This window comes from Phyllobacterium sp. OV277 (assembly GCF_900104355.1).
In the GTDB taxonomy this organism is placed as follows: domain Bacteria; phylum Pseudomonadota; class Alphaproteobacteria; order Rhizobiales; family Rhizobiaceae; genus Phyllobacterium.
In genome coordinates this window covers 1,184,192-1,203,846 of the sequence record NZ_FNIY01000001.1, presented here as the reverse complement: position 1 = coordinate 1,203,846, position 19,655 = coordinate 1,184,192, and the positions used below count along the sequence as shown (strand labels likewise).

Sequence of the window (19,655 nt, the reverse complement as noted above, 5' to 3'; positions counted from 1 at the left end):
ATTACATTTTCGGCGGCTGGCTCAAATCCGGTGCTGCCGGTTGTGCGGGCTGTGCAGGCGCAGGTGGTGGCCCGCCCAGAGGTGGTGCGCTGAGGTCTGTGCCCAATCCCCCGCCGAGGCCGCTTCCCAATCCACCGCCAAGCCCACCCCCGAGGTCTGAGTTCGGAATCTGGATGGTTGCCGGATCAACTGTGCTGGCCGGGCCGGTATAATGCATGACCATTTGCGGGAACATAATCGTCAGAGCCACCATGAGGATCTGAATGCCGACGAATGGCACGGCACCCCAATAGATCTGCCCCGTGGTGATGGGCTGGATTTTCTTGCCGGTTATTTTGTCCATATAGGGCACTTTGGCGGCCACAGACCTGAGATAGAACAGGGCAAAACCAAACGGCGGATGCATGAAACTTGTCTGCATGTTGATGCCAAGAAGCACGCCGAACCAGATCAGATCGATGCCGAGCTTTTCCGCAACGGGAGCAAGCAGCGGTACGATAATGAAGGCAAGCTCGAAGAAGTCGAGAAAGAATGCCAGAAAGAAGACGAGCAGATTGACGACGATCAGGAAGCCAACCTGTCCACCCGGCAGCGAAGCCAGCAAATGCTCCACCCATATCTGGCCGTTGACACCGTAGAAGGTGAGCGAGAAGACACGCGCGCCAAGCAGGATGAAAAGGACGAATGAAGACAGCCGCGTGGTGGATGTCAGGGCGTGCTTGATAACGCCAAGATTAAGACGTCCTTTGGATGCGGCCATGAGCAAAGCGCCCACCGCACCCATGGCGCCACCTTCTGTCGGTGTGGCAATACCAAGGAAGATCGTGCCAAGCACGAGGAAGATCAGTGCAAGCGGCGGGATGAGAACAATGATCACCTGTTGGGCGAGACGCGACATCAGGTTGAGGCTAAATGAACGGTCTGCCAGCGCGAATGCATAGATAACAACAATGCCGATTGTCGCGCCCCAGATATCCGCATTGGCTCCCGCCTTCGGCGTCAACCAGACAATCGCGCCATAGGCGATAGCGACGGCAATCACCAGAGCAATGATCAGAGATGTAACACCCGAACCCAGCGTGCGCGCTTCAACGGGCAAAGCAGGCATGGATTTCTTGTTGAAGATCGACAGGGCCAGGACATAGAGCATGTAGAGACCGGTGAGCACGAGGCCGGGGATCAGTGCGCCGTGATACATGTCGCCGACCGAGCGTCCGAGCTGATCAGCCAGAACGATCAGCACCAGCGATGGCGGAATGATCTGCGCCAGCGTGCCGGATGCCGCGATGACGCCTGACGCTACGCGTCGGTCATAACCATAACGCAGCATGATCGGCAGCGAAATGAGGCCCATGGAAATGACCGATGCCGCGACGACGCCTGTCGTGGCTGCAAGCAGCGCACCGACGAAAATGACCGCATAGGCAAGGCCGCCACGGATCGGACCGAACAGCTGGCCGATCGTATCCAGAAGGTCTTCGGCCATGCCGGAGCGTTCAAGAATGATGCCCATGAAGGTAAAGAACGGAATGGCGAGCAATGTGTCATTCGACATCACCCCCCAGAACCGTTCGGGCAAGGCATAAAGAAATGGCCAGTCGAGGGTAATCGTCCCATTGGAATAGGGGGCGAGTTCGACGCCAATAAAGAAAAACAGCAATCCGTTTGCAGCAAGAGCAAACGCGACAGGATAGCCGATCAACATGAAAATGATCAGCGAGGCGAACATGATTGGCGCCATGTTCTGTGCAATAAACTCAATCATTACGCGCCTCCGCCATGGCAACTTCCTGTTCCGCAATCTCTTCGAGACTTAAAGGTGGATTGGGATCGGGAATATCGCCGCGCATCACCGCAATCTTCTTGATGATTTCAGAAACGCCCTGAATGGCCAGCAGCAAAAAGCCGACAAGCAAGATGAGTTTTCCCGGCCACTGGACCAGACCACCCGCGCTTGGGGAGCCTTCGCCGCTGCGGTAGGACAGGCTGACATAGGGGACAAAGTAAAAGCACATGAGGAGAACGAAAGGCATCAGGAAGAAAAGATGCCCGAGAAGATCGATCCAATGCTGCACACGGCGGGAAAAGGCGCCGTAAACAATGTCGATGCGAATATGTTCGTTCTGTTGCAGCGTATAGGCGGCTGCCAGCATGAAAGCACCACCAAACAGAAACCATTGCAATTCCAGCCACGCATTCGACGATTGGTTGAATACTTTGCGGACAATGGCGTTGCCGGCGCTGACCACCACGGCCAGGAAAATCAGCCAGGCAACATTTCGGCCAACGAATTCATTGAGACGGTCGATCGCTCTCGACACGGCAAGCAAAGCCGACATGCAGTTCCTCCCCATAAGTCCGGCAACTGTTACAGTTCCCCGGATGATCACCCAGACAGCTCTTCATCCCATAGGCTGCGCCGCTCTTGGAAATGGCGGCAATAGGCCTAACCCGGCTGTCTCTCCCGAATAGTCTGTCTGAACTGTTAGCAGCCCCATACCGGTGCATCAACCCAATTGATTGCAGTTGCAGAACTCGAACACTCGGGTGGTTGTCATCGTTGCACGGGCAGTCTAACAGTGGAGAAACAGTTTGATGTTGGTATTAAGTGTAATGACAAGTGCCTCTTCTATTTCCGTTGCAGGAAAGACTATTGCGGTAACGGGTGGATCTTCAGGTTTGGGGCTGAGGATGGTTCAGGTGCTTGCAGCGCATGGTGCCAATGTTGTTTCCATTTCGCGCACGCCTGCTCCGGATAATGAACACAGCCCCAATGTTCTGAATATTATTGCCGATGTTACTATAGCCGCTGATATTGAGCGCGCTTTCGATGAGGCGGAACAGAAGCTTGGGACAGTCACGGTTGTCTTCAACAATGCCGGAGTTGCCACGATGGAGCGCGCACTCACCACAACGCGTGAGCAGTTGCGGCACATTTTCGAAGTGAATGTGGAAGGTGCATTCTTCATTGCGCAGGAAGCCGCCAAACGCATGATTGCGGCTGGGGTTGGCGGATCGATTGTCAACCTGTCGAGCATTCTTGCCGATGCGCCCATCAAAGGATCGGCTGGTTATGCCATGTCAAAAGCTGCGATAAGCCAGATGACCCGTTCGCTGGCGCTGGAATTGGCTTCCCATGCCATCCGTGTCAACGCCATTGCACCCGGATGGTTTCCCACACGCCTCAATGAGTCGATCATGAATGGCCCGGCGCATGGGTTTCTGAAAGGCAAAAATCCGATGCGCAGGCTCGGCGAACCTGATGATATTGATGGTGCAGTGTTGTTGCTTGCATCTGATGCCAGCAGCTATATCACCGGTACTGTTATTACAATTGATGGCGGCCATAGCCTGCAGGGCTAGATTCTTTCGGCCTCATCATTGTTCGTCCGCACGGCGAGAACAAAGACCAGCAAAGAGAATACCGCCGCGTCGCGCCAGAGAACGGAAAAATATCCGCCCCACAGGGATTCAACCACCCCGACTGCTGCTGCACCCAGCGCAGCATAGAGCGGTCTTGAAAGTCCGCCTGCAGCGGTGATGAACAGGATTTTCAAACCGAAGATCATCCCGGTAGTGAAGCTGATATTGCCGTAGTAAAGCGCAGCCAGAAATCCTGCGATGGCGCAGACGCCGCAAGCTGCGAGGATCGCTTTTGTTCTGACGCGCCGTGGATCGATACCGCACATGGACGTTGCAAAGGGCTCGTCACTGACCGCGCGCCATATCCGGCCGGCGGAGGTGCGCTGCATGACCAGTTCACCCGTTGTGATGACAGCCAGTGCCACGACAATATTGACGAGTTGCATCTGTGTCAGGCTGATATCAACACCGGAGCCAAGCACGTGTACAGGTTCTGCGAGCATGGGTGGCAGCCAATAATCCCGTGTGTCAGCGGCAAGGCGCGACAGTTCCATCAGAAATATGCTGAGGCCCAGTGTGGCGACGAGCACCGTATTGCGGCTGCCCGTCTCGAGCGGTGTGTAGATCAGTTTCGCAATGGTGTAACCGCCGAGGCCGACATAGATCACGGCAACAATCAGCCCGAAGCCGAGAGCCAATGGCAGCGTCATCCAGAGTACCGTCCAGCCAAATGCTGTTACCAGAATAAAGGTCTGGCCGGAAAAGGCGAACAGCGCGCCAAGCGAAAGGTCTGTGCGATGGGTGATGCCGTGAATCAGCACATAACCATAGGCGAGCAACGCATAGAGCGCGGCATTGTGGATGCCATTAATCAGCAGTTGCAGAAAATAGGCCATCGGTCACTCGCATATTCCTGACCATTCTAACTTGCAAAATCAATTTTACCAGTTAGAATTTTGCATGACCTTTGATTGGAATGCGCATCGTTTCAGTGGTGGCGTGCTGGCTCTTGATCTGGCCAACACAGTCATTTTCCGGGAGACACCCGACCGCGCGCTGGACCGGTTTTCGGACCGGGCGGAGCTACAGCGATTTGCCCGGGCTGCGGCACATTTCCGCAAGCCGGAATGGGGAGAAGCCAGCTTTCGTGCGCCAGTGGCGCGGACGGAAGTCGAGCGGCTTGTTGATGTCAGGGAGGCCATCAACGCGCTGTTTCGGACGGCTGTGCGGGGTGGCGGGCTACACCCGCAAAATATGGCAACGTTCCTGCAACTCGGGTCGGCGCTGGTTTGTGATGAACCCGGAACACAGGATCTGGCCCTGCCGAATGCGCTGGGGCGGGAACGGGAACTGTCGCTCGGTACAGCAGCTTTCCTGTCGGCCATGCGGCTTTTGGAACCGGCACGGCTTGAGCGGATCAAGATTTGCCCGAATTGCCATTGGCTTTACTTCGACGAGAGCCGCAACCGCAGTCGCCGTTGGTGCGACATGACCGTCTGCGGAAACCGGGCGAAGGCCCAGAGACATTATCGCCGCAATCGTACACAACCGGAAAATGATCATGCATAAGATCGCAAGGCGACTGCGTATGTTTCTTCTCTTGCCTGTCGTTACAGGCGTTCTGGCGCTGGGTGCCTGTCGCGATTCCGGCGAGGGCGATTATCTGGCTGTCGCCGGAAAGTTATTCGTGTTCAATTATCGTATCGCGCAGGCAACTTATCACCTGACGCTGACCAAGGTGCGGCGCGTACCTGACGAAGCAATGCTTGAAACGACGTTTGAAAACCCGGCGGGCGGCGAGCCACTTATTGTCCGCCAAAAAGTCTGGCCAGCGGTCGAAAAGATCGGCATCGACAGTCCGCCAATCAAATGCGTAAAGGCTGGGCGGGAGTACAAGGTGATAATCCGTCTTGAGGATGCGGGTGGGAAATTACTGCAGACTATCGACCGGACGATGATATCGGACACGGATCAATCTGTCATGCCTGATAAACCGCTGGTGGTTGGTCCATTCTACGATCCAAACCCTGACAAGGACAAGCCGGACCCCACAACCATTGCCTGTCCAGCCTGAAAAATCCAAAACGAATTGGAACCATAGGATGTGACCGGTTTATGACACCGGCTTAATCCTTTTAGGAATTGGTAATTCTGTTTCCCATTTGATAAATATCAGTTTGACATGGGGTGCAAATAAATATTCTAAATGCATGCCTCATACATAATCTGAGTATCGTTGGCGTTTGTTCGAAAGTATTCGTTAACGTATCCAATTATGGGTACAGTTATTCACGGACACCTTGATGAAAATTGAACGCAACGAGAGTATTTTTCTCGAAATTCTGTTCCTGCGCACACTTTATGCGAACAAGAAAGCCGTGTGGTGGACGTCTGTTGTTCAAATTCTCGCTACGCTGGTTATTTACATAAAAACAAATCAGCCAATTTACGTCGGTTTTGCGGTGGCCTTTTTCCTGATTGTTCTTCTTCGCACTGCGAATGCCAGTGCTTTTGAACAAAAGGATCTTTCGTCAGCGACCATGACGGATTTGCGAAAATGGGAATGGCGGTACCTTCTGGGTGCGGTCAGCACGTGCATCCTGCTCGGTTTGCTGTGTCTGGTGAGTATTTATGTGTTTGCGGACACTTCGGCTGCTATTACGAGCGTGGCTATCGTTGTTGCTTCGATGGTTGCGCTGGTAACACGGAACTATGTATCGCCAACTGTTATCATTGGCATGTCCTTTGGTATTCTCGCGCCGCTTTTTCTGACGTTCATTCTGCTTGGCGGCATTTACAATTGGCTGCTTGCGCTGCTGATCCTGCCGTATTTCTGGAGCAACGTCCGGATTGCCTCGAAGCTGCGGCAATCATTATGGGATGCGCTTTTGGGCAAGCAGCAACTGAGCGTTGTCGTCAGCCATTTCGATGCAGCACTGAACGGCATGCCGCAGGGCCTGCTGATGTTTGATAGCAATCAGAATATCACCGTTGCCAATATGAAGGCGGCGAAGATGATGGGCTTCGATGACCCTGATCAGGTGCATGGTCATTCCCTGCAAAGCTTGCTGCGACTTGCCCGCGTCAAAGCCTATTTCCCGGAGGAAACCCACGCTTCCCTATCCGCCAAGATGCAGAACCTGCTCACTGGTCGCAAGGAACGGGACATGTTTGTTACGCCGAACAAGCGGCACTTTGAGTTTATGGCGACGCCGGATCCGCAACACGGAACAGTGCTCATCCTGCAGGACGTTACCCGGCGCGCCGAAGCAGAGGCGCAGATCAGCCGCATGGCGCGTTATGACAGTCTCACGGGGCTACCCAACCGCAGCCAGTTTGCCGAGATTGCCAAGACCTATCTTGATGGTATCGGGACGGGAATGCAGATCGCCTTGATGGTCGTTGATGTGGATGGCCTGAAGCGAACCAATGATACGTTCGGCCATCGTATTGGTGATGAATTGTTGCGGGCCTTTGCCGATCGGCTTGCTTCGGTTGATGTGAAGCATCCGGTCATTTCGCGTTTTGGCAGCGATGAGTTTGTGTTGCTGTTCTCAGCACCAACCCGCGACGCCATTTTGAAGAGCGTCGAGCGGATCATGGCCGCCATTTCGGGTCAGTATAATGTATCGGGCCAGGAGATCGTGACCGGAGCCCATGCGGGCGTGGTGATTGTCAGCAAGGGTGAATTCGATCTTGCTGTCATGCATATGAATGCTGACCTTGCCCTTGATGCCGCGCGAAAAGACAGCCAAAAAGCCTGGGCTGTTTTCGTTGATACGATGGATCAGTCCTTCCGCAGCAAACAGCGGCTGAAAAACGATCTGCGCAAGGCGATTGCCGAGCGGACCCTGTCGGTTGCCTATCAACCGATTATCAATGTGCGCACCTTGCGCATGGTCGGGTGCGAAGCGCTTTCGCGGTGGAACCACCCGGATTTCGGCCCGATCTCTCCAGCGGAGTTCATTCCTATGGCTGAAGAAATGGGACTGATCTCGGACCTGACCCGGACGGTCATCGAACAGGCCATCAAGGATTGCAGCCTCTGGGGTTCCAGAATTGCCGTTTCGATAAACCTGTCATCCTATGACCTGCACAATATGGACATGGCCGATATTATCCGGTCAGCCTTACTACGTTATAACGTGGAGCCTGCACTGATCGAGGTGGAAGTCACGGAAGGTGCAATCATCACCGACCGTGAGGCGACAGGCGGTGTGCTCGAAAGTCTGAAAGCCATGGGGCTGCAGGTTGCCATTGATGATTTCGGTACCGGCTATTCCAGCCTGAGCTATCTGAAAGATTTACCCGTCACCAAGGTCAAGATCGATCGTTCCTTCATCACTGATATTACCGAGGAAGGCCGTTCCCTGAAACTTCTGCGCGGTATCGTGCAGATGACCCATGAACTCGGCCTGTCCGTGACCATCGAAGGTCTGGAAACGCGGGAGCAGTTTGCGCTGATCAATCGCTGGATTGGCGCTGAATATGTGCAGGGCTTCCTCTACGGAGCAGCCACGACGGCGGAAAATATTGCCAAGAACTTTGATATCGAAATGGTGCAACTGCCGGTTAAGCCAAAGAATGGCGAGATTGCCACTGTGCATTGATCGAAATGCCCAAGAGCTTGACCTGACAACAATCTTGTCCAAAACTCCCAATGTCAACAATGTCTGATTCATTAGGGAAGAACCGCTGTCATGATCGCACAAATTGCCATTGCGCCACTCGTTGCGCTGATTGCCGGAATCATCATCCTGATCGCGCCGCGTCTGCTCAATTACGTGGTTGCGCTCTATCTGATCATCATCGGAGTGACGGGGCTTTTCCCCCATTTGCTCAGTTGAGATGGTTCGCGGGATTGGCTTGATCGGTAAAATCAGCGCAGGTGCCATTTTTATCGACCGGGAGGCTTTTCAGCGACTATCTGCGCATTGCGCTGCTGCTGCGTTTTCGCTATTGCCAATAGGACTAAGACTTTATGAGGTTTGAAGATGGCTGAACATCACGATACGGCGCCTGCAGAACTTGGTGCACCCATGGACTACCCTGAGCACGAAAAAACCTACAATCTTTTTCTCGCTCTTTCGAAATGGGGTGTGGTTACCTGCGTAGGGCTGGTGGCTGCGATGGCATTCGGCTTTTTCGCTGGCGGGTTTTTCTCCGCCACCATTCTGTTTATTATTATTTGTGTGGCTGCCTGGTTCATTCTCTAAAACACGCCCACAAGCGTTGTTCATGAACCGGGCGGATAATTCTGTTGAAATCCGCTTGCATGAGCGGGCCCATCACCAGGATTGCCAATCGTCATAGCGGGGCAGGCGCGCGGGTCTTCGGGCCACTGACTGCATAGTGACAACATGCTTTGGGGGTGAGGGCTTGGCTCAGACACTGTTCATACCGAAAGAGACCGATGCTGTTGAATCGCGGGTTGGCGGTTCAGCGGAAACGGTCAAAAAGCTTATCGGTCTTGGTTTTTCAGTCATTGTGGAAAGTGGCGCGGGTGTTTCATCCCGCATTCCTGACCGCGAATTTGAAGCCGCGGGTGCCACGATTGGCAAAACCGCCGACATCAGGAACGCCGATGTCGTTCTGAAAGTCCGGCGCCCATCCTCGGCTGAGCTCAAATCCTACAAAAAAGGCGCGGTTGTTATCGCCATGCTCGATCCTTATGGCAATGATGCTGCCGTCAAGGAACTGGCAGATGCCGGTGTCACAGCGTTCACCATGGAATTCATGCCGCGCATCACGCGTGCGCAGGTCATGGACGTACTTTCCAGTCAGGCCAACCTCGCCGGTTATCAGGCGGTAGTTGACGCTGCGGAAGAGTATGACCGCGCCCTGCCGATGATGATGACGGCGGCTGGTACGGTTCCCGCCGCCAAGGTCTTCATCATGGGTGTCGGCGTTGCCGGTCTTCAGGCTATTGCGACCGCGCGCCGTCTGGGTGCCGTCGTCACTGCAACGGACGTGCGTCCTGCCGTGAAAGAGCAGGTTGCTTCGCTCGGCGCGAAATTCCTTGCCGTTGAGGACGAGGAATTCAAGGCGGCTGAAACCGCTGGTGGTTACGCCAAGGAAATGTCGAAAGAATATCAGGCGAAGCAGGCTGCGCTGGTCGCGGACCATATCGCCAAGCAGGATATCATCATCACCACGGCGCTCATTCCGGGCCGTCCCGCTCCGCGGCTCGTTACACGCGAAATGTATGGGCGCATGCGTCCCGGCTCCGTGATTATTGATCTTGCGGTTGAACGCGGCGGCAATGTTGAAGGCGCGGTTGCAGGCAAGATTGTTGATGTCGATGGCGTCAAGATCGTCGGCCATCTCAATGTTGCTGGCCGTATCGCCGCCACCGCATCACAGCTTTATGCCAAGAACCTTTTTGCCTTCGTTGAGACGCTTGTTGACAAGGATGCCAAGGCAATCAAGGTCAATTTTGACGATGAACTGGTCAAGGCAACTGTCCTGACCCATGGTGGCAAGGTGGTTCATCCGAATTTTGCCGGTGCCGCGCCAAGTGCAACTGCTCCTGCGGCGAAACCGGCAGCCAAAAAGCCTGCCAAAGCCAAGGCTGCACCCGCTGCGACAGTTGCGGTGACAACTGAGCCGAAGAAGGCACCGGCCACGGCCGCGCCAAAGAAGGCTGCTGCTCCCAAAGCCGCACCGAAGAAAACCCCGCCGAAACCTGCTGCCACCAAAACGGCTGCCCCAAAAACGGCTGCCCAAAAAACGACTGAAGGAGAGGCGTGATGGCTGATACCGCACTCGAAAAAGCTCTTGAAAGTCTCAATCAGGCAACCGAGACGGTTCGTCAGGCCGCTGAAAACCTGCCTGATGCGGCCGGTGCTGTGGCCCATACGGTAACAGGTGGCGCCGTTGACCCCTTCGTCTTCCGTCTGGCGATCTTCGTTCTGGCAATCTTTGTCGGCTATTACGTCGTCTGGTCGGTGACACCAGCCCTGCACACGCCGCTCATGGCCGTAACCAACGCCATTTCGTCGGTTATTGTCGTTGGTGCGCTGCTTGCGGTTGGCCTGTCTGCCAGTGGTTTTGCCACAGGCTTCGGCTTCATCGCCCTTGTACTTGCCAGCGTCAATATTTTTGGCGGCTTCCTTGTGACCCATCGCATGCTCGCCATGTACAAGAAAAAAGAAAAGTGAGACCTGAGCAATGAGCGTAAATCTCGCAGCTTTTCTTTATCTCGTCTCCGGCGTCCTGTTCATTCTGGCGCTGCGTGGCCTGTCGCACCCAACCACAAGCCGTCAAGGTAATTTCTACGGCATGATCGGTATGGGTATATCGATCATCACCACGCTGACCCTTGCCGAGCCAAGTTTCAGAGGCCTTGGCCTGATTGTCATCGGCCTCGCCATTGGTGGCGGTGTCGGTGCCTATACCGCCAGACGCATTGCCATGACGGCCATGCCGCAGCTGGTTGCAGCCTTCCATTCGCTGGTCGGTCTTGCCGCTGTCATGGTGGCTGCTGCTGCCATCTACTCGCCCAATTCCTTCGGGATCGGCGAAGTCGGTTCGATCCACGGACAGGCGCTGGTCGAAATGTCGCTCGGTGTTGCCATCGGTGCGATTACCTTTACCGGCTCCATCATCGCCTTCCTGAAGCTCGATGGCCGCATGTCCGGCAAGCCGATCATGCTGCCGGGCCGCCATGTGCTCAACGCGGCTCTGGCGATTGCCATTGTCTTGCTGGTTGTGGCGCTGGTGATGAGCGAAAGCCATTTCGTGTTCTGGCTGATCGTTCTTCTGTCGCTGGCTCTTGGTGTTCTGATCATCGTTCCCATCGGCGGCGCGGATATGCCTGTGGTCGTGTCGATGCTCAACTCCTATTCGGGCTGGGCTGCTGCCGGTATCGGTTTCACGCTGGGCAATCTGGCGCTGATCATCACCGGTGCGCTGGTGGGTTCCTCCGGTGCCATCCTGTCCTACATCATGTGCAAGGGCATGAACCGGTCGTTTATCTCGGTTATTCTCGGCGGCTTCGGCGGCGAGACCTCGGGTGCAGCAACCGGTGAAGTGGAACAGCGTCCGGTCAAGCAGGGTTCTGCTGATGATGCGGCCTTCATCATGAAGAATGCATCCAAGGTTATCATCGTGCCGGGTTACGGTATGGCGGTGGCGCAGGCACAGCACGCCTTGCGTGAAATGGCTGACAAGCTGAAGGCTGAGGGCGTCGAGGTCAAATACGCCATTCACCCGGTTGCTGGCCGTATGCCCGGGCATATGAACGTGCTTCTGGCCGAAGCCAATGTTCCCTACGACGAAGTGTTCGAGCTTGAGGACATCAACTCCGAATTTGCGCAGGCCGATGTGGCTTTCGTTATCGGTGCCAATGACGTCACCAATCCGGCTGCCAAGACCGATCCGAAATCGCCGATCTTCGGCATGCCTATCCTCGATGTGGACAAGGCTGGCACGGTTCTGTTCATCAAGCGCGGCATGGGCTCCGGTTATGCGGGTGTCGAGAACGAACTGTTCTTCCGCGACAACACGATGATGCTGTTTGCCGATGCCAAGAAGATGGTTGAAAACATCGTCAAGGCGCTGGATCACTGATCCATCATTGCCAGACCAAACGAAAAGCCCGCCGATTGGCGGGCTTTTTCATTTCAGGGTCTGTTGAATCGCCCGATCGATTTTTGCTTCAAAGGCTGCAAGCCGGGCAGGGGCGAGCTTCTCGCAATTGTAAAGCGACAGCATTGAAAACCGTGCCTTGGGTGCGCAGGTGCCAATAATGGCTGTGCCGAGGATACGGCGGACGGGTCGCCACATGATCAACCGGTCAATCCACCAGGGGGAGCCGAGCGTCGTGATGGCAATACAGGATGTCATCTTGTTAAGGCGCGGGATCATCCGGCCATAGTCTGGCGCATGATCATAGGCCGTGCCCGGCACGAACACCCGGTCGATCCAACCTTTGAGGATTGCAGGCAGGCCGAACCACCAGGTCGGGAATATGAGAACGAGAACGTCAGCGGTCTGCAAGGCCTCCGATTCAGCCTTAACATCGGAGGCGTCATATTGCGGTGCGTAGTAGCTTTGTCGTTCTTGGCGCGAAAGCCGTGGATCAAAACCCTGCTGGTAGAGATCGAACACCTGCAATTCGTGTGGTGACTCAGCGATCTGCTGTGTCACCAACGCCGTCAGATGCGCCGAAAGGCTGTTCTCAAGTGGATGAGCGGAAACAATAAGGAACCGCTTTGCCATGTCAGGATCAGGCCATATCTGGATCAGGAACGCGTGCGTGCCAGACCGTCAAGCGCAGGCTTGTATTTCGGATCAAGCTGCGCGGCCTTGGAGTAGGATTTCGCAGCGCGAGCCTTGTCGCCGCGATGCTCGTAGATCAGCGCCTGATTGGCCCAGCCCTCGGCAATGGTACCATCCAGCTTGATGGCATTGTTGAAATCGTCAAAGGCGTTGTCGTCATCGCCAAGCGCAACATAGGAAATACCACGGCCATTATAAGGCTCGGCTGCATCAGGTTGCAGTGAGATCGCGGTGGAGAAATCTTCGATGGCCTGCTTGTGCTGGTTACGTGCCTGATAAATCAGGCCGCGATTGTGGTAGGCGCGCGGATCGGTGGTGTTCAGCTGGATTGCCTGCTGGAAATCGCTGAATGCCCGGTCGAGTTGTCCCGAAAGGCGATAGAGATTACCGCGACCGATATAGGCAGCGTCATATTGCGAATTGATCTGGATGGACTTGCTGTAGTCAGCCAATGCCTGGGCGCTGTTGCCCATATTGCGGTAAACAAGCGCACGGTTCGCATAGGCCTGATAGAAATTCGGGTTCAGCTGCAATGCCGTGTTGAAGTCCTTGATGGCATCGCTGTTGCGACCGGCGCGGCCAAAAGCCGAGCCACGCACATTGTAGGCTTCCGGATCGCGTGGATTATTGCGAATGACGCTGTCGAGTGAGCTGATGTTCTCGGAAGAGCCCTGCGCCTTGTCGATGCCGGTCATATCGGTGGTCGAGGTCTGGCACCCGGCAATAGCCAGAGTGAGAACCGAAGCGATCACCAGTCCGGTGGTGCGCAACGTCTTGAATGCCGATTGCGGGTCGCGATACGAAACCATTTCAAGTGAATGTGTCATATTCCTGGTATCCCGTTCAATCGAAAACGCAAAAAGGGCGGTGTGGCGATTGCCACCCCACCCCGTTGTATTGTCAAGACGTTGATAAAGTACTGATCAACGAGCCGCAGAAGGACGGGCCGGTACCTTGCGCGCTGGCATTGGCAGAAGACCTTCGCGCTGTGCCTGCTTGCGGGCAAGCTTGCGAGCGCGGCTGATGGCTTCTGCCTTCTGGCGGGCGCGCTTGATCGAGGGCTTCTCGTAATGATCATGCATCTTCATTTCGCGGAACATGCCTTCGCGCTGCATCTTCTTCTTGAGGACGCGGAGAGCCTGATCAACATTATTTTCGCGTACGAGTACCTGCACGTTTTATCCTGTGTCTCTTAGAATTTCGTTGAGCCTGAATTCTGCGCCCTTACCTTGGTCAGTGGGACACAAATCCAAACTTCGCGACGGTCATCCATCGCAAACTGACGAGGCCATTATCAGAATGGTGGCGGAATGTCCATGGTGAAGCTGCTTAAAATGGGGATATTCTTCCACCAGGGCTCGTCATGCCGCTGCGCAATTTTAGAATAACCGGCATGGAACGCCAATCTCCGTCGCAAAATGGCAAAAGACCTTTGAGCGGATGCGTTACTGATGCATAAAAGTGCGATCCTGCGCTTGAAAATCGATGTCGATTTCAGGACAGGGTATTGCTCTCGAAAATCGTTGGAACACGTCGCTCTGCCGAGGTCACTTGAAATGGCCGGACGCTCTGCAAAGGATTGAATGATGCGGAAATATTCAGTGTTTGCTTTGGCCCGCGAGGCATTGCGCGCCCACAAGGGATGGGATCAGCAATGGACTTCGCCCGAACCCAAGTCGGAATATGACGTCATCATTGTTGGCGCTGGCGGACATGGCCTTGCCACCGCCTACTATCTGGCCAAGGAACATGGCATCACCAATGTCGCGGTTCTGGAAAAAGGTTGGCTTGGCGGCGGCAATACCGGCCGCAACACCACGATTATCCGTTCCAACTATCTCTATGATGAATCGGCAGGCATTTACGAACATGCCGTGAAATTGTGGGAGGGTCTGAGCCAGGATATCAACTACAACGTCATGTATTCGGCGCGCGGCGTCATGATGCTGGCGCACAATGTTCATGATGTTCAGGTGTTGAAGCGTCATATCCACGCCAACCGGCTGAATGGTATCGACAATGAATGGATGACACCGGAGCAGGTCAAGGAATTCTGCCCGCCAATCAATCTTTCTGCCGATGCACGTTATCCCATCATTGGCGCGGCGTTGCAACGCCGTGGCGGCACGGCTCGCCATGATGCGGTTGCATGGGGCTATGCCCGCGCGGCGGCTGATCGCGGTGTGCATATCATCCAGAACTGCGAAGTAACCGGCATTCGCCGTGCCGCCAATGGCGCGGTCGTGGGAGTTGATACCAATCGCGGCCCGATCAATGCCAAGAAGGTTGGTGTTGTGGCTGCGGGCCATACCTCTGTCCTTATGAACATGGCCGGTGTGCGCATGCCGCTGGAAAGCTATCCCTTGCAGGCGCTGGTATCCGAACCGGTCAAGCCACTTATTCCCTGCGTGATCATGTCGAACACCGTTCATGCGTATATCTCGCAGTCGGATAAGGGTGAGATGGTTATCGGCGCTGGTACGGACCAGTACACGTCTTATTCCCAGACCGGCGGCCTGCACATCATCAACCACACGCTGGATGCGATCTGCGAAATGTTCCCGGTGCTGACGCGCCTGAAAATGCTGCGTTCATGGGGCGGTATTGTTGACGTGACGCCGGATCGTTCGCCAATTTTGGCCAAGACACCGGTGCCGGGCCTTTATGTAAACTGCGGCTGGGGAACTGGCGGGTTCAAGGCAACGCCGGGCTCTGGCAATGTGTTTGCCCATACGATTGCCCGCGATGAGCCGCACCGGATCAATGCGCCGTTCACCATCGAGCGCTTTACCACTGGCCGCCTGATCGACGAAGCCGCTGCCGCTGCCGTAGCGCACTGACATTCAAGAAACGAGACGACGACAATGCTTCTCATCAAATGCCCCTATTGCGAAGAAGAGCGCCCGGAACTGGAATTCCGCAACGCGGGTGAAGCGCATCTCGTGCGTTCCCCGGCGATTTCGGAACAATCCGACGATGATTTTGCCGGTTTCCTTTATTTCCGCCAGAACCCCAAAGGCCTGCAGTTTGAACGCTGGCGGCATATTCACGGCTGCGGACGCTTCTTCAACGCGGTGCGCGATTCCGTTTCGGACAAGTTCCTGACTGTCTACAAGGCAGGCGAGCCCCGCCCGGATGTTGACAAGCTTCTCAATCCGGATGCCGCTTCGGCTCCCGTTGATGCCGCTGAACCCGCAAAGAAACGCGCCCCCCGCGCCAAGAAAGGGGAGCTATAAGCCATGAGCACCACATCCCATTCCGGAAGCAACCGTATCGCTGGCATTGGTCGTCTGACCCCGGCCAAAACCGTTCGCTTCACCTTTGACGGGCAGGCATTAACCGGCCTTGAAGGCGACACGCTGGCATCGGCGCTGCTCGCCAATGGCATCCATCTGGTTGGCCGTTCGTTCAAATATCACCGCCCGCGCGGCATTCTCTCCGCAGGCAGCGAAGAGCCAAACGCGCTTGTGGATATCGAGCGCGACAAGTCGCGCCAGCAACCAAATGTGCGGGCGACCGTGCAGGAAATCTATGACGGGCTGAAGGTCAAGTCGCAGAACCGCTGGCCGTCGCTGACATTTGACGTCGGCGCGATCAATGATGTGTTCTCGCCGATGCTGCCCGCAGGCTTCTACTACAAGACGTTCATGTGGCCGAAATTCGCGTGGAAGACCATCTACGAGCCGAAGATTCGTGCTGCAGCCGGTCTTGGCGTTGTTCCCGGTGAAGCCGATACGGATCGCTATTCCAACCGCTTTGCCCATTGCGATGTGCTGGTGGTTGGTGGCGGTGCTGCTGGTCTTGCTGCCGCGCTCAGTGCGGCACAGACAGGTGCCAAGGTCATTATTTGCGACGAGCAGGCGGAAGCTGGTGGCGCGCTGCGCTATGAGATTGACGTCACCGTCGATGGCAAGCCGGGCTATGACTGGGCCACGGAGACGCTTGGCACTTTGCGTTCGATGGAGAATGTCACTGTTCTGACGCGCACCACGGCCTTTGGCTATTACGCCCAGAATTTCGTTGGTCTGGTCGAGCGCATCAGCGACCATCTCAGCAATCCGGGTTCTGATCTGCCGCGTGAACGCCTGTGGCAGGTTCGTGCCAAGAAGGTTGTTCTGGCAACCGGCGCGATCGAGCGGCACATGGTGTTCGCCAACAATGATCGCCCGGGCATTCTGCTGGCGTCGGCGGCACGTATCTATCTCAACCAGTATGGCGTTGCTGTTGGCCGCAAGGTCGGTGTCTATACCGCTAATGACTCCGCCTATGCGGCGGCTATTGATCTCAAGCGCGCTGGCGCTGACGTTCCCGTTATTGTCGATACGCGTGAAAATCCTTCTTCGTCTGTTATCGAAGAAGCCCGTTCGCTCGGCATTGATGTACTGACCGGCCATGCGGTGTTTAGCGCTGGCGGCAAGCGCCGTGTTTCCTCCATCAGCATCCGTCCGAACAAGGGCGGTGCCGAGCGTAAGGTTGTGGTGGATGCGCTGATCATGTCCGCAGGCTGGACGCCTTCGGTGCATCTGTTCTCGCAGTCACGCGGCAAGGTGGCATGGGATGCCGCCAATGAACGCTTCCTGCCCGGCACCTATGCGCAAGATTGCGTTTCGGTTGGTGCCTGCAATGGCAGCGACGGATTGCAGGAAGCGCTGGATGAGGCAATCGCGGCTGGCAGCAAGCTGGCAGCAGAAACCGGCTTCAAGGGCAAGGCCAAAGCGGTCAAGGCCACGGGTGGCACGGACTGGATCATTGGCATGATCGGTTCTGCTCCGGGTGCCGGTGCGGATACGACGGTCAAGGCCTTTGTCGATTTCCAGAACGATGTCACCGCCAAGGACGTGCGTCTCGCCGTGCGCGAAGGCATGCACTCCATTGAGCACGTCAAACGCTTTACCACCAATGGCATGGCAACCGATCAGGGCAAGACCTCCAACCTGCACGGGTTGGCAATTGCCGCCGAAGCGCTCAATCGCCCAATTCCGGCGGTGGGCCTGACAACGTTCCGTGCGCCGTTTACGCCTGTTACTTTCGGCGCAATCGTCAATCATGCGCGCCATGATCTGTTCGATCCGACCCGCCGCACACCGATGCATGCATGGCATGCGGCTGAGGGTGCGGCCTTCGAGGATGTCGGGCAGTGGAAGCGCGCCTGGTATTATCCGCAGGCGGGCGAGGACATGCATGCGGCGGTTAATCGCGAATGCGTTGCCGTGCGTAATCAGGCCGGTATTTTCGATGCCTCGACGCTCGGCAAGATCGAAGTGGTTGGCCCTGACGCGGCGAAATTCCTTGAGCTGCTCTATACCAACCCATGGGAAAAGCTGGGTGTCGGCCGCCTGCGTTATGGCATCATGCTGCGCGAAGATGGTTTCATCTATGATGATGGTGTCGTTGGCCGTCTTGCGGAAGACCGGTTCCATGTGACGACAACGACGGGCGGTGCGCCGCGTGTCATGCATCACATGGAAGACTATCTGCAGACCGAATTCCCGCATCTTGATGTCTGGCTGACCTCGACCACGGAACAATGGGCTGTCATCGCCGTGCAGGGTCCAAAAGCGCGTGAAATCATCGCGCCACTGGTAGAGGGCATCGATCTTTCCAATGAAGCCATGCCGCATATGAGTGTACGCGAAGGCAAGATTTGCGGCGTGCCGACGCGGCTGTTCCGCATGTCCTTCACCGGTGAAGCGGGTTTTGAAATCAACGTGCCTGCTGATTACGGTCAGGCGGTCTGGGAGGCTATCTACGAGCGTGGCAAGCCGCTTGGCCTGACGCCTTACGGCACCGAGGCGATGCACGTTCTGCGCGCGGAAAAGGGTTATATCATCGTCGGTCAAGACACGGATGGTACGGTGACACCGCAGGATGCGGGGCTGACCTGGGCTATTGGCAAGAACAAGAAAGACTATGTTGGCATTCGTGGCCTCTTGCGCCGCGATCTGGTGGCCGATGGCCGCAAGCAGCTGGTTGGTTTGAAGACCAAGGACGCCCATGTGGTGCTGGAAGAGGGCGCGCAGATCGTTGCCAATCCCAACCAGCCGGTGCCGATGACAATGATTGGTCATGTGACATCGTCCTATTGGTCGGAAAATTGCGGCCGGTCGATTGCGATGGGTCTGGTGATTGACGGAACAAAACGGCTCGGAGAAACGCTCTATGTGCCGATGCCCAATGGTGTGATTGAAGTGGAAGTAACCGGTACGGTGTTCTTCGACGAAAAGGGAGAACGGTTGAATGGCTGACCTTGCACAAACAGCACAGCGTCTGCATCCGCTACAGACCGGTTATGCGGGCGTTGGCTCCGTATCGGTTGTTCTGGCTGACAATGCCACCCGTGTATCGCTGCGGGCCCGGCCTGATGCGGTGGCGGCCTTGTCCAAGGCGATTGGGCTGACCTTGCCGGTGAAGCCCAAGACAACGTCGACGCAAGGGACCCGCACTGCCCTATGGATCGGCCCGGATGAATGGCTCATCATCGATGCTGATGGTAGCGCGCTGGTTGCCGATCTCGCCAAGGTGAAGGGGCTGCATTCGGCTGTGGATGTATCGCATCGCAATGTCGGGATCATTGTATCAGGCAAGGGTGCGGATGCTGTGGTCAATGGTGGCTGCCCGCAGGACCTGTCGCTCCGGGCGTTTCCGGTTGGCGCGGCGTCCCGCACAGTTCTTGGCAAGATCGAGATTGTCCTGCTGCGCACGGAGGAAAACACGTTCCGCGTTGAGTGCTGGCGCTCATTTTCGGGTTATGCCTACAGTTTCCTACAGGAATCAGCCCGGGATGTTACTGTCTGACAGGCGGATCGCAAGCCGTTGATTTGCTGCATCATTGTGCGTGGTTCGTGGTTCGACAAGCTCACCATGAGGGAGAGGGGTGATGAAGGGAGCCAAATTCTGCAGCGGTTGAGTTCCACAACAACTGAACTCTGCGACGACTATTTGCTGCAATCTTCGCGATTATCGTTGCATCCCCACTCTCCCTCATGGTGAGCTTGTCGAACCACGAAACA

General features: G+C 55.8%; 19 protein-coding genes. 13 read left to right on the top strand and 6 right to left on the bottom strand.

The window, feature by feature from the left end:
- Window position 1: 1 nt before the first annotated feature.
- The gene (locus BLU05_RS05875; protein ID WP_091878318.1) at window positions 2–1,765 is read right to left on the bottom strand and encodes a TRAP transporter large permease; all 1,764 of its coding nucleotides are present in this window, start codon (window positions 1,763–1,765) and stop codon (window positions 2–4) included.
- Window positions 1,758–2,339 (bottom strand): TRAP transporter small permease subunit, encoded by a 582-nt coding sequence (locus BLU05_RS05870; protein ID WP_091878316.1) that lies wholly within the window; start codon window positions 2,337–2,339, stop codon window positions 1,758–1,760. Before BLU05_RS05870 ends, BLU05_RS05875 begins: the two co-directional genes overlap by 8 nt.
- A 274-nt stretch (window positions 2,340–2,613) precedes the next feature.
- Between BLU05_RS05870 and BLU05_RS05865 the strand changes: the two genes are divergently transcribed.
- Entirely contained in the window at window positions 2,614–3,363 is a 750-nt protein-coding gene (locus BLU05_RS05865) for an SDR family NAD(P)-dependent oxidoreductase (protein ID WP_091878314.1), read from the top strand.
- Here the strand turns inward: BLU05_RS05865 and BLU05_RS05860 are convergent.
- Window positions 3,360–4,259, bottom strand: coding sequence for a branched-chain amino acid ABC transporter permease (locus BLU05_RS05860; protein WP_091878312.1), 900 nt, complete (start codon window positions 4,257–4,259; stop codon window positions 3,360–3,362). The two genes, BLU05_RS05865 and BLU05_RS05860, sit on opposite strands and share 4 nt — an antisense overlap.
- Window positions 4,260–4,323: 64 nt before the next feature.
- On the opposite strand from BLU05_RS05860, the gene BLU05_RS05855 reads away from it, so the two are divergent.
- The 8 genes from BLU05_RS05855 to BLU05_RS05820 all read left to right on the top strand — a co-directional run bounded on the left by BLU05_RS05855 (window position 4,324) and on the right by BLU05_RS05820 (window position 11,934).
- Window positions 4,324–4,932 (top strand): CGNR zinc finger domain-containing protein, encoded by a 609-nt coding sequence (locus tag BLU05_RS05855; protein ID WP_091878310.1) that lies wholly within the window; start codon window positions 4,324–4,326, stop codon window positions 4,930–4,932.
- Entirely contained in the window at window positions 4,925–5,437 is a 513-nt protein-coding gene (locus tag BLU05_RS05850; RefSeq protein WP_091878308.1) for a hypothetical protein, read from the top strand. The genes BLU05_RS05855 and BLU05_RS05850 overlap by 8 nt, the downstream gene beginning before the upstream one ends.
- A 229-nt stretch (window positions 5,438–5,666) precedes the next feature.
- A complete protein-coding gene (locus BLU05_RS05845; RefSeq protein ID WP_091878306.1) occupies window positions 5,667–7,973 on the top strand; it encodes a putative bifunctional diguanylate cyclase/phosphodiesterase in 2,307 nt (768 codons plus the stop codon).
- 90 nt (window positions 7,974–8,063) lie between these two features.
- Window positions 8,064–8,210 (top strand): DUF3096 domain-containing protein, encoded by a 147-nt coding sequence (locus tag BLU05_RS05840; protein WP_091878304.1) that lies wholly within the window; start codon window positions 8,064–8,066, stop codon window positions 8,208–8,210.
- A gap of 147 nt (window positions 8,211–8,357) precedes the next feature.
- The gene (locus tag BLU05_RS05835) at window positions 8,358–8,579 is read left to right on the top strand and encodes an aa3-type cytochrome c oxidase subunit IV (RefSeq protein WP_091878302.1); all 222 of its coding nucleotides are present in this window, start codon (window positions 8,358–8,360) and stop codon (window positions 8,577–8,579) included.
- Window positions 8,580–8,742: 163 nt separating this feature from the next.
- Complete coding sequence (locus BLU05_RS05830) at window positions 8,743–10,113, top strand: Re/Si-specific NAD(P)(+) transhydrogenase subunit alpha (protein WP_091878299.1); 1,371 nt, start codon at window positions 8,743–8,745, stop codon at window positions 10,111–10,113.
- On the top strand, window positions 10,113–10,523 hold the full coding sequence (locus BLU05_RS05825; RefSeq protein ID WP_091878297.1) for an NAD(P) transhydrogenase subunit alpha part 2: 411 nt from the start codon (window positions 10,113–10,115) through the stop codon (window positions 10,521–10,523). Before BLU05_RS05830 ends, BLU05_RS05825 begins: the two co-directional genes overlap by 1 nt.
- A gap of 10 nt (window positions 10,524–10,533) precedes the next feature.
- Entirely contained in the window at window positions 10,534–11,934 is a 1,401-nt protein-coding gene (locus BLU05_RS05820) for an NAD(P)(+) transhydrogenase (Re/Si-specific) subunit beta (protein WP_091878295.1), read from the top strand.
- A 48-nt stretch (window positions 11,935–11,982) separates the two neighbouring features.
- Here the strand turns inward: BLU05_RS05820 and BLU05_RS05815 are convergent, their stop codons facing one another.
- The 3 genes from BLU05_RS05815 to rpsU form a co-directional block, all read right to left on the bottom strand.
- Window positions 11,983–12,585, bottom strand: coding sequence for an NAD(P)H-dependent oxidoreductase (locus BLU05_RS05815; protein WP_091878293.1), 603 nt, complete (start codon window positions 12,583–12,585; stop codon window positions 11,983–11,985).
- A gap of 23 nt (window positions 12,586–12,608) precedes the next feature.
- On the bottom strand, window positions 12,609–13,454 hold the full coding sequence (locus tag BLU05_RS05810; RefSeq protein ID WP_244518194.1) for a tetratricopeptide repeat protein: 846 nt from the start codon (window positions 13,452–13,454) through the stop codon (window positions 12,609–12,611).
- 114 nt (window positions 13,455–13,568) lie between these two features.
- Window positions 13,569–13,820 (bottom strand): 30S ribosomal protein S21, encoded by a 252-nt coding sequence (gene rpsU, locus BLU05_RS05805; protein ID WP_091878290.1) that lies wholly within the window; start codon window positions 13,818–13,820, stop codon window positions 13,569–13,571.
- A 411-nt stretch (window positions 13,821–14,231) separates the two neighbouring features.
- On the opposite strand from rpsU, the gene BLU05_RS05800 reads away from it, so the two are divergent.
- Genes BLU05_RS05800 through BLU05_RS05785 form a run of 4 tightly spaced genes read left to right on the top strand, consistent with a single transcriptional unit; the run spans window position 14,232 to window position 19,440 of the window.
- Window positions 14,232–15,485, top strand: coding sequence for a sarcosine oxidase subunit beta (locus tag BLU05_RS05800; protein WP_091878553.1), 1,254 nt, complete (start codon window positions 14,232–14,234; stop codon window positions 15,483–15,485).
- A 24-nt stretch (window positions 15,486–15,509) separates the two neighbouring features.
- Window positions 15,510–15,881, top strand: coding sequence for a sarcosine oxidase subunit delta (locus BLU05_RS05795; RefSeq protein ID WP_091878288.1), 372 nt, complete (start codon window positions 15,510–15,512; stop codon window positions 15,879–15,881).
- Between the two features lie 3 nt (window positions 15,882–15,884).
- Window positions 15,885–18,890 (top strand): sarcosine oxidase subunit alpha, encoded by a 3,006-nt coding sequence (locus tag BLU05_RS05790; RefSeq protein ID WP_091878286.1) that lies wholly within the window; start codon window positions 15,885–15,887, stop codon window positions 18,888–18,890.
- Window positions 18,883–19,440 carry a sarcosine oxidase subunit gamma gene (locus BLU05_RS05785; protein WP_091878284.1) on the top strand — a complete coding sequence of 186 codons (558 nt, stop codon included), beginning with the start codon at window positions 18,883–18,885 and terminating at the stop codon, window positions 19,438–19,440. Before BLU05_RS05790 ends, BLU05_RS05785 begins: the two co-directional genes overlap by 8 nt.
- Window positions 19,441–19,655 lie beyond the last annotated feature (215 nt).